Below are 9,137 nucleotides of genomic sequence, written 5' to 3'. Positions count from 1 at the left end.
ATACGAGAAATTGTTAAATCGCTAAGGACGTTCTCTCGATTGGATGAAGCGGACATGAAAGAAGTGGATATCCATGAAGGAATTGAAAGTACGCTGCTGATCTTGCAACATCGCCTAAAACCAAAACAAGACCGCCCAGCGATCGCAGTGATTCGAGACTATGGAAATTTGCCCCTTGTGGAGTGTTATCCGGGACAACTCAACCAAGTTTTAATGAATATCGTGGTAAACGCGATTGATGCACTGGAAGAAACCAAAGCCAATTGCACCTATCAGGACAAAAAAGACAATCCCGATCAAATCACTATCACCACTTCAGTGATTGATTCGCAATGGGTGCAAATCGCGATCGCGGATAATGGAGTTGGTATTCCCAAAGACATTCAGCAACGGATATTCAATCCCTTCTTCACAACTAAACCGATTGGGAAGGGAACGGGGATGGGGATGTCTATCAGCTATCAAATTATTACGGAAAAGCATGGCGGAAAATTGGAATGCTTCTCCACTCCTGGTGAAGGAACCGAGTTTGCGATTCAGATTCCTATCAAACAAAAAGTTCATCGAACAATTTAAATGGACGATGGTTACGATGCGCTCAGAAATCATCTCTTGCCATTTCTGAACACGCTCCCCAACCTACAACATGAACACGATCTAATATCAGTTCTCCTACTTAGTAGCGTACTCGTGCTGTATCATACGTCGGCGCGAGGAAGAACGTGGCTTAAGCCGAACGCTATTAACCACCAGGGCTATCAATTTTGCTGACTGGGTGTCGATCTAAGCGGATGGCTTGTTCTAATGCCACCTTTTGTTGCGATCGCCGCACGTAGGGTTGCAATTGTTCGCGATCGCAGCCAGTAATGATGCTTAAGGCTTCTAGGTTTATGCCCCGCATTAGCATCTCGACACACCACGTTTGTTGGGCTTGTTCGATTGCAGGAGGATTCCCGGACGGGGTGGCGATCCCAGCAACTATTTCTTGCCAGCGCAGGCGTAGCTCTACCTCAGACATCGGTCGCCCAACTTTGTTGATAAATATTGCTGGGAGATCGTCTTTGCGAGTTTTGATCCATTGAGTCAATGGGTTTCTCGTGTATGAGCCATAGCGATATCCCATAATCCATTGATTTAGCGGGACTTGGCGGATTGCACCTTGAGTTACTTGCAGCAAATGTTGGTGATTATCGTAAATAGACTGCGATCGCTGGAGATTGGCAACTTCGTTGGGTCTGAGTCCAGAGCCAAAGAGTACATAAACTAAAGCATACTCTTGAAGCCCAGACTTGCGGGCTGCTTGCAGAATCAATCTCACTAGAGGAGCGGGTAAATCTACGATCTCTCCCCCCTGTCTAGTCCCGTCCGGCTCCACGATTGCTAAACTGCTGCCCCGCTCGGCGGATTGAGCGTGCGTGCGTTCAGGAGAAATAAATAACTCTACTAGATCGGCAATAAATGCCTCTCGATCTGGCCAGAGTTCGTGAAATTTGGTCGTAAATTCAATTACGGCATAGCCTAGTAGCAACGTATTGAGCAAGCTGGCTAGCTTCACCGCCGGGAGTTTTGATTGTTGCTGCTCCTGAGATATGACTGCGGCGAGATATTGAATCGTGTAGCGATGAATTTGGGCAAGTCCTCGCCCGATCGCTTGCTGATTTTCGATGGGATATTGCCCAGCTTCTCCTACGAGCGATCGCACAAATTCTGGAATCTGCTCCACCGCTTTGAGATAACCCTCGGCATAAGCTTGTAGTGCTGGAGCGAAGCCCTGAATTTGATTTGCTTGCTGTCCCAGGTCTTCTCCCAGTTGCGTAAACACCTCTGCTTCCTCAATCACGGCCAAAAGCAAGCCATGCTTACTTCCAAATTGGCGGAATAGCGTTACTTCGTTCACATCTGCCAATTCGGCAATCTGCCGAGTGGTTGTCTCCGTCACGCCCTGAGCAGCAAACAGTTGGAGTGCTGCTTGCACCAAGCGTTGTCGAGTCGATTTACGTTCGGACATAAAATCACTTTGCAAGTAACACTTGCATTTTTCTAGAAAAATTGTTACCTTGGAAATGTAAGTAAGACTTGCATCGTTCCTCTACTGTAGCGACCGTTCGTTAATAGATCGAGCGCGACCTAACGACTTAGAAGCGGGAAAGCACAAACTAGCCCAGAATCAGTCAGTAAGACAAGGATGCAAGGCTCTCGAAAAAAAGGTTTATGACGACAAATTTGACGAGTAATGGACAAACGTCCTCAGAGTCGCTGAAACTGAGTTGGACGAATGTTGCCTTTTTCGGAACCTTCCATGCGCTAGTCCTACTGGCTCCCTGGTTCTTTTCCTGGTCTGCACTGGGAGTAATGATTTCCCTACATTGGTTGTTTGGTAGTATCGGCATTTGCTTGGGATACCATCGCCTGCTGACCCACCGGAGTTTACAGGTACCAAAGTGGTTAGAGTATATCCTAGCTACGATCGGAGCGCTTGCCCTTCAGGGAGGCCCGATATTTTGGGTTTCTGGACACCGCCAGCACCACTTGCATACTGAGGATGAAGACAAAGATCCGTATGCGGCGAGTCGAGGCTTTTGGTGGAGCCACATGCTTTGGATTTTGTATCCTCGCGATAAATTCTTTGACCGCGACACGTATCAGAAGTATGCTCCAGATATGGCGCGAGATCCTTATTACATGTGGTTGGATCGCTATTTCTTGATGCTGCAAATTCCACTTGCTGTGCTGCTTTATGCGGTGGGCGGATGGTCTTTTGTAATTTATGGCGTGTTCATGCGAGCAGTCTTTTTATGGCATAGCACTTGGTTGATTAACTCTGCTAGCCACATGATGGGCGATCGCCGTTTTGAAGTTGAAGATGGTTCGCGCAACCTTTGGTGGGCAGCACTTCTGACCTACGGCGAAGGCTGGCACAATAACCACCATGCTTATCCTAATGTGGCAAAAGCGGGTTGGAAATGGTGGGAACTAGATATGACTTGGTGGGCGATCAAAGTATTGGAAACCTTTGGACTTGCGAAGCGCATTGTTTATCCCCCCGCAGAAGTTATAGCTGAAGTTTAAGCTTCTTTTGTTTTAGGCGGTAATATTTCCAAAAAAGCGGGCAATTGCCCGCTTTTTTTTGCGATCGCACTTAAGTGGATGCCTGCGGCTGAGTTAGGGGTTAAGTTTTGCCTTGCATCTAGATTTATCAATAGCGTATTGACAATGTAAATACGTTTTGCTTACAGTTAGAGGCATGGACGTATTTTTTGTTCTGAACGGTATCACCTTTGTTTGGGATGATGAGAAGGCTCAGAAAAATCCTGCTAAACATGATGGTGTTACGTTCGAGCAAGCAGCAGAAGTTTTCTTCGATCCGTTTTTAGTGGTCGTTGATGCCAGTCGCAATGATGAAGCACGAGATGCTGTGATTGGTTTGGATCGGCGCTGGAATTTCCTGTATGTGGTTCACATTGAACAGGATGAGGACATGATTCGGATTATTTCGGCTCGTAAAGCAACGCGCAAGGAGCGAGAATACTATGAAAATTGAAGCCTTGAAAAAACGATTGGATAAAAACCGTCCTATGACCACCATCACGATTCGCATTCCTGAAGACGCGATCGCGTCTCTCAAGCGAGTAGCCCCATTAGTGGGATTTTCTGGCTATCAACCCTTAATTCGAGCTTATATTGGTCAAGGGCTTCGAGCAGATCTTGAGCGATTAGAGGGTGATACAGTTTCAGCTTTGATTGCAAGCCTAAAACGTCATGGTGTTAGTGATGAAGTGATTCATGAAGCACTTAGCGAAGTTGCCGAGAAATAAGCTTTATTAGAGACGCGATCGCACCTGCTGTTCAACTCACCCAAATTTATACAACACAGCTAGAAAGGTGAAGGAGGCTTTGTGTGCGATCCCCCTTAGAACGCTTTTGCTTAGGGCGATCGCTCTTGAGAATCTACAGCAGCGTCCTCGTGACTTTGCAAAGCCTGTAATTTACCTGAAGATAGACTGAAGTTTTCAGTCTATCTATGCTACTGAGGGTAATATACGGAGAATTCCAGCCTACTAAAGAGTTAGTGCTTTTTAATTTCTCCTAGATTATGGAAAGTGAATATCGCGAGTTAGTGAATGAAGTCCTCAGAAAAATAGGACGAAATATATTGATATTTCAGCAAATCGAGAAAGGTTTGAAAGTGCTTCTCCCATTTATACACCCGGATGCTACTGAAAAAGGTAGCAATAGCTTTCGGAGGTACACAGAAGCAGTAAAGTCGAAGACTCTAGGACAGCTAATAAATAATTTTATTGAGTCTACAGAATATAATACTGATTATTTTGTTGAGGAATTAAGAGATATCGTTGCCCATCGGAACAAGCTTGTTCATCACTTTGGTGAGTCGAAAGGTTTGAACATATTAAGCACGGAAGAAGGATGTAGGGCTTGCATTGCTGAGCTGGAATCGCAGTGCAAAGAGGCAATTTTCCTGTATAAAGAGATAAGATTATTTGTATTTGGCTTGCTTGCTTTCCTTCGAGAGAATTACGCCGAATCTAACCCAAACATCGATATTTTATACAAACGATTAAAGGCAGATGTTATCTCGGAAGTTGAGTATATAAATCTGTTCGATCCATTGGAGACAACATGGGAGAACACAAGAATTGTCAAGTTACTGCGCCTAGCTGAAATACATACAGACAAAATAGGCGATATGACTTTGTTAGCAAGAGCAGGACAATTTATTAAGAACCAAGACCCTGAGTGTACGCCTGAGAAGTACGGAATTAAAACTTTAAAAGGTGTTTTGAAGGCATCTGGCTTATTTGAGGTTGTCGAGAGTCAAGATGGCAAACAGAATGGCATATCTGTTCTATACAAAAGTAAAGTTCCGCGCTAACAAATCGCTGAACTGAGCAGCACGTTCGAGCTTTTGCGTTGAAGACGCGATCGCACACCCTCCCCAACTTCCCGGCTGAAGCGTTGCAACCAATGTTCTAGCCTGGAATGGCGATAATCCAGTTAGAGAAAGGGAACAAGCGATGCGACTGTCTCAAATGCTTTTCGTCACCCTGCGGGAAGACGCAGCAGAAGCGAAAATCCCCAGTCACAAACTACTACTCCGCGCAGGCTGGCTTGCTCGTTGGAATAGTGGATGTGGGTGGAGCCTACCGCCAGAAGGCGACTGCCACGATCTCGGCGACGATTGGAGTTACATCGCTCTTGCTTCATCAAGAATGCGATCGCGCCTGTAGGTTGCTTTTGGCTGCGGTTAACGCCGCCTTGCTAGAAGTTCTGCGAAATGTAGATATAGAGTTGGGTTCCCATTGAGTAAGCTCTGCTTAAAATTCTGTAAGACGCGATCGCTTTGCACTGTCTCTATACCCAATCCCTAGCCTAACCATGCCATCTGCACCTCAACGACCGCTAAACTGGCTGTTACAGCAGTTTCAGCTCAAGCCCGGTAAACCTGCCATTTCCTCTGGCTTGCGTACTCTTGCATTAGTGGGGGGGCCAATTGGTGTTGGCATCCTGACAGATCGTGCGGCTGCTAGTGCGATCGCGGTGATGGCTGCCTTGTTCGTTGGAATGGTGGATGTGGGTGGAGCCTACCGCCAGAAGGCGACTGCCGCGATCTCGGCAACGATTGGAGTGACTGTGGCGTTGCTAATCGCAAATTTGGTTAGCCACACCCTCTGGTTAGCAATCCCGACGACATTCTTTGTAATATTCATTGCAGGTTTAGCGGGTCTATATGGCAGAATCCCGGCGACAGTCAGCTTGGTCACATCGCTGATGTTTGTCGTCTCGATTGCTAAATTTGCTTCCTTTCCCAACATATCTACCGTGCTTCAGCAATGCGCCCTGTGTCTAGCTGGCGGAGCATGGGCAACAGTGTTGTCTCTGGGATTGTGGGTACTGCGCCCTTATGAACCCGCCATGCAAGCAGTCGCCGCTGGTTATCGCACGTTGAGCAAATTTATTGAATCGGCAAGCGAGATCGGATCGAATCCACAGGATCGTCAGGAGTGGGCAACGCGATTTTTACAAGCTCAAGATAATGTCACGCAGGAGTTAGTATCTGCTCGTAGCGTCTGGACGGATGTGTGGACGAGGCAAGCAGCCGCTAATCTGCGAGGAAATCAATTACTCGTCTTGCTTGAGGATGCCACTCAAATTAGCAATTCGATTGTGGCATTAGTCGAAGTGTTAACGATCGCATCCGATCGTCCGCTATTCGAGCGGGTGCAAAGAGAAATTAACCAAGTAATGGAACAATTGGCAATTGCTTTAAAAATGTTATCAAAAGCGATCGCCAAAAGCAAAAACTCCGTTCACCTAGAAGATTTGGATCGGGCAATCGAAGCGCTGGAACACCAGTGGCAAATATTGCGCTCTCAAGTCCTTAATCAAACGAACAGCCCTCAGAACGATGACTATGCTGAATTTGTCAACATTAGCAAAATTACAACCAGCCTTAAACTACTCGCAGATCAGCTTCATACCGATGCGGAAATTGTTAGAGATTTGCAACGGGGAGAACGGCGCAGCATTGCTCAGCGAGACATTTCCCTACCGATGCAGCCAGAGCGTTCCTCAATAATTGATACGCTGAAAAATAACCTCACGTTTCGCTCAGTTCTGTTTCGTCATGCGTTGCGACTGGCGCTGATAGTAACCATCGCTGAATTACTGGCTGAGCTATTGCAAATACCTCAAGGCTATTGGGTGACTCTAACCGCTCTAGTTGCACTCAAGCCGGACTTTGGCGGAACATCTCAGGCAACCGTGCAACGAGTCATCGGCACCACATTAGGTGGAATCTTAGGCATTGCTCTAGTCTTGCTGCTGCACAATTCAGTAGCGATCGCCATCTGTATCCTGCTACTCATGGTTGCTGCTATGTCGCTGCGACCCCTGAGTTACGGTATATTCATCACCCTGCTTACTCCTGTCATCATCTTGCTCCTCAACGTGACGGGTAAAGGTGGTTTGCACATTGGAGTATTGCGGATTGCCGATACTTTAGCTGGGGGAGTATTGGCGCTAATTGGTAGCTATCTGTTGTTCCCCAGTTGGGAGCGACAGCAGCTTCCGACACAACTGGAAACTACGATTCGAGCCAATCTTGCCTACTTTCAACAAGTCATCGCCAGCTATCTCAATTCACGACAAAATCCATCTTCTGACTCAATCAGAAACCTGCGCCATCAAGCAGCTTTGGAGAATGCTAATGCTGCGGCTGCGGCTCAACGTTTATTCGGCGAACCCCGTCACGTTCAAGGAGAAGTTGAACCCGTCACGACGCTGATACTTTACATTCGCGGCTTTTTCAGCTCAGTCACAACCCTTGCAGAACATCGACGGGAATTTAGCGGAGAGTACCTCGTTGCCGATCTCAAACAATTTGCTGATGTTATTGTCCAGGTTTTAGAGAATTTAGCAGATGCTCTGCAACAAGGACAGCCACCGCAGCCTCTACCAGCGCTGGATACTTATTTAGAAACAATTCACGAGCATATTGCACAATTACACGCGACTCGAATATCAGAGTTTGCCACCAATCCAAGTACGCTGACTGCTACAGTGCAAGCAGTTCGGGAACGAACTCCTGTTTCCACAGAACTGGATAGAATTGTCCGTGAAATTGCCGCTATGCACAGCGCGATCGCCCGTCTGCAAAAATGACTTTTGTGCCGCTTTCATTGTTAACTTACAAGAGAGCAATCTCTCAATTTTTTAGCTGAATTTTGGCTGCAAGCAGGCACGAGTGCGATTGCGCGTAGCGCAGCGCTGGAAGCGATCGCTCTCCCTTCATCAAAGAATGCGATCGCCAGCTTTTATTGTCATCACATAACGTTTAGTCGGGAAATGCAAGTCCTGTTCGAGGATCGCGGATATACAAACCGAGAACTAACGAATCCATAACCGTATCCCATACAGGAATCATGCGTTCTGCATCGTCTGCCCAATATTCAAAAGTAATAAGACACTGAACGCCAGAACCTAACCCAATACAAATTCGAGAAAAAGCTTCGCGGTTTTCTTGCGGATCAATAAATTTGATTTGAGTCCAAACAACGCGGGCAGTTTGGCGCTTTAGCCGAATAATTTCCCCTTGTTCGATGGGATTGCGCTCATCATCTCGAATTACTTTTTTTAATAGGGGAACTAAGGGAAAATCTGCCCAGTTACCAGGAGGCAGCAAATTATATGAAGCTTCTAAGCGACAATCATCCTTCGGTGGCTTTCTGTCTAGAAACCGGAACGACTTCTTATCCGGTTCAAAATACCAATTATGGGGAACATCGAAGCGCAACGCTCCTCGTCCTGCTACGAATATCCTAGATTCTGGCTTTGATTTCCAGTTGTGGTCTTCTTTTAGCTCTAGGGTTTCCTTGAGCCATTCGAGATTGTGCTTTTTTCTTTTAGACATAACCAAACAGAGGGTTCACCTAACGAGGGTATACCGATCTATCGTCAATGTTACATCTAAGGAAAGTTAACCTTACTCATCCACAGTTCTCAAAACTTGAATCGATATCTGTAATAGTGGGGCGATCGCTATCGTCAAAACGGCGTATTTGGTTGCAGATCGAAGGAAAATCGGGTCGCTCTACCTTTGTATCTCAAACTGAAACAAGACAACCTAAGCGATCGCAATCTTGCCAGACTGGAGACGAAATCAAGATTGGAGAATACTTAGGCTAGCGATATGAAGCGCACTATTGCACTTGGGCTACTGACATTTCTGGCTGTTGGCTGTAGCACCCATCTTTCAACATCACCCGCTCAATCTCCCACTCCTGCGGCGATCGCCGCAACCCCTGCTCCTAGTTCCTCAACCAAGCCAAGCCGGGATGTCTTTTACCTAAGCGATCGCTTTGGGTTTCGCTTCGTTTCCCCAGGCGGCTACGTCATTACGCCTACGAGTACAATTCAATCGGCCAAACCAGCTCCCCCGCTAGAAGTTCTAGAGGTTTGGCAGCAGCAAGATTTTCTGAACCGGGAAAGTCTACCTGAAACCCCTCCCAATACTTCTCGGTTAAGCCCAAAATCAGGTAAATTAACTGTTGTCCCCTAACAGGCGGTCGTAAAATCGGTGCATCTCAGAGAATTCTCGTTTATATCTCCGGTCATAGAAG

11 protein-coding genes are annotated in these 9,137 nt (G+C 46.7%); 9 read left to right on the top strand and 2 right to left on the bottom strand.

All coding sequences use genetic code 11. From position 1 onward, the window contains the following. Nucleotides 1–576: sensor histidine kinase (locus H6F77_RS00180; RefSeq protein ID WP_190484073.1), on the top strand; the 576-nt coding region annotated here is incomplete at its 5' end. Between the two features lie 166 nt (nucleotides 577–742). Here the strand turns inward: H6F77_RS00180 and H6F77_RS00175 are convergent. Continuing rightward, entirely contained in the window at nucleotides 743–2,008 is a 1,266-nt protein-coding gene (locus tag H6F77_RS00175; protein WP_190484071.1) for a TetR family transcriptional regulator, read from the bottom strand. A gap of 203 nt (nucleotides 2,009–2,211) precedes the next feature. On the opposite strand from H6F77_RS00175, the gene H6F77_RS00170 reads away from it, so the two are divergent. From H6F77_RS00170 to H6F77_RS00145, 6 genes are all read left to right on the top strand, one after another. Further along, nucleotides 2,212–3,069 (top strand): acyl-CoA desaturase, encoded by an 858-nt coding sequence (locus H6F77_RS00170; RefSeq protein ID WP_190484069.1) that lies wholly within the window; start codon nucleotides 2,212–2,214, stop codon nucleotides 3,067–3,069. Nucleotides 3,070–3,244: 175 nt separating this feature from the next. Beyond that, complete coding sequence (locus H6F77_RS00165; RefSeq protein WP_190484067.1) at nucleotides 3,245–3,541, top strand: BrnT family toxin; 297 nt, start codon at nucleotides 3,245–3,247, stop codon at nucleotides 3,539–3,541. After that, nucleotides 3,531–3,815 (top strand): hypothetical protein, encoded by a 285-nt coding sequence (locus H6F77_RS00160; protein WP_190484066.1) that lies wholly within the window; start codon nucleotides 3,531–3,533, stop codon nucleotides 3,813–3,815. The genes H6F77_RS00165 and H6F77_RS00160 overlap by 11 nt, the downstream gene beginning before the upstream one ends. 278 nt (nucleotides 3,816–4,093) lie before the next feature. Further along, nucleotides 4,094–4,891 (top strand): OST-HTH/LOTUS domain-containing protein, encoded by a 798-nt coding sequence (locus H6F77_RS00155; protein ID WP_190484063.1) that lies wholly within the window; start codon nucleotides 4,094–4,096, stop codon nucleotides 4,889–4,891. Nucleotides 4,892–5,033: 142 nt separating this feature from the next. Next, nucleotides 5,034–5,246: a hypothetical protein gene (locus tag H6F77_RS00150; protein ID WP_190484075.1), complete on the top strand. Its 213-nt coding sequence runs from the start codon at nucleotides 5,034–5,036 to the stop codon at nucleotides 5,244–5,246. A 148-nt stretch (nucleotides 5,247–5,394) separates the two neighbouring features. After that, nucleotides 5,395–7,680 (top strand): FUSC family protein, encoded by a 2,286-nt coding sequence (locus tag H6F77_RS00145; protein WP_190484061.1) that lies wholly within the window; start codon nucleotides 5,395–5,397, stop codon nucleotides 7,678–7,680. A 172-nt stretch (nucleotides 7,681–7,852) separates the two neighbouring features. On the opposite strand, the gene H6F77_RS00140 is transcribed toward H6F77_RS00145, so the two are convergent. Then, a complete protein-coding gene (locus tag H6F77_RS00140; RefSeq protein WP_190484058.1) occupies nucleotides 7,853–8,428 on the bottom strand; it encodes an Alr1449 family protein in 576 nt (191 codons plus the stop codon). Nucleotides 8,429–8,475: 47 nt separating this feature from the next. Here H6F77_RS00140 and H6F77_RS00135 point away from each other — a divergent pair, with 47 nt between their 5' ends. Both H6F77_RS00135 and H6F77_RS00130 read left to right on the top strand, forming a co-directional pair. Then, nucleotides 8,476–8,703: a hypothetical protein gene (locus tag H6F77_RS00135; RefSeq protein WP_190484056.1), complete on the top strand. Its 228-nt coding sequence runs from the start codon at nucleotides 8,476–8,478 to the stop codon at nucleotides 8,701–8,703. A gap of 4 nt (nucleotides 8,704–8,707) precedes the next feature. Next, nucleotides 8,708–9,076, top strand: a complete 369-nt coding sequence (locus H6F77_RS00130) for a hypothetical protein (RefSeq protein ID WP_190484054.1) — start codon at nucleotides 8,708–8,710, stop codon at nucleotides 9,074–9,076. The last annotated feature ends 61 nt before the right edge of the window (nucleotides 9,077–9,137 follow it).

The sequence above is a fragment of the Microcoleus sp. FACHB-831 genome, from assembly GCF_014695585.1.
Taxonomy (GTDB): Bacteria; Cyanobacteriota; Cyanobacteriia; order Cyanobacteriales; family FACHB-T130; genus FACHB-831.
The sequence above is the reverse complement of the archived record's forward strand: the minus strand, read 5'-3'. Positions and strand labels throughout refer to the sequence as shown.

Bases quoted from the DNA above. Each gene is read 5' to 3' on its own strand.
- H6F77_RS00170 (WP_190484069.1), top strand. From the start codon at position 2,212: ATGACGACAAATTTGACGAGTAATGGACAAACGTCCTCAGAGTCGCTG.
- H6F77_RS00155 (WP_190484063.1), top strand. From the start codon at position 4,094: ATGGAAAGTGAATATCGCGAGTTAGTGAATGAAGTCCTCAGAAAAATA.
- H6F77_RS00145 (WP_190484061.1), top strand. From the start codon at position 5,395: ATGCCATCTGCACCTCAACGACCGCTAAACTGGCTGTTACAGCAGTTT.
- H6F77_RS00150 (WP_190484075.1), top strand. From the start codon at position 5,034: ATGCGACTGTCTCAAATGCTTTTCGTCACCCTGCGGGAAGACGCAGCA.
- H6F77_RS00175 (WP_190484071.1), bottom strand. From the start codon at position 2,008: ATGTCCGAACGTAAATCGACTCGACAACGCTTGGTGCAAGCAGCACTC.
- H6F77_RS00135 (WP_190484056.1), top strand. From the start codon at position 8,476: ATGTTACATCTAAGGAAAGTTAACCTTACTCATCCACAGTTCTCAAAA.
- H6F77_RS00165 (WP_190484067.1), top strand. From the start codon at position 3,245: ATGGACGTATTTTTTGTTCTGAACGGTATCACCTTTGTTTGGGATGAT.
- H6F77_RS00160 (WP_190484066.1), top strand. From the start codon at position 3,531: ATGAAAATTGAAGCCTTGAAAAAACGATTGGATAAAAACCGTCCTATG.
- H6F77_RS00130 (WP_190484054.1), top strand. From the start codon at position 8,708: ATGAAGCGCACTATTGCACTTGGGCTACTGACATTTCTGGCTGTTGGC.
- H6F77_RS00140 (WP_190484058.1), bottom strand. From the start codon at position 8,428: ATGTCTAAAAGAAAAAAGCACAATCTCGAATGGCTCAAGGAAACCCTA.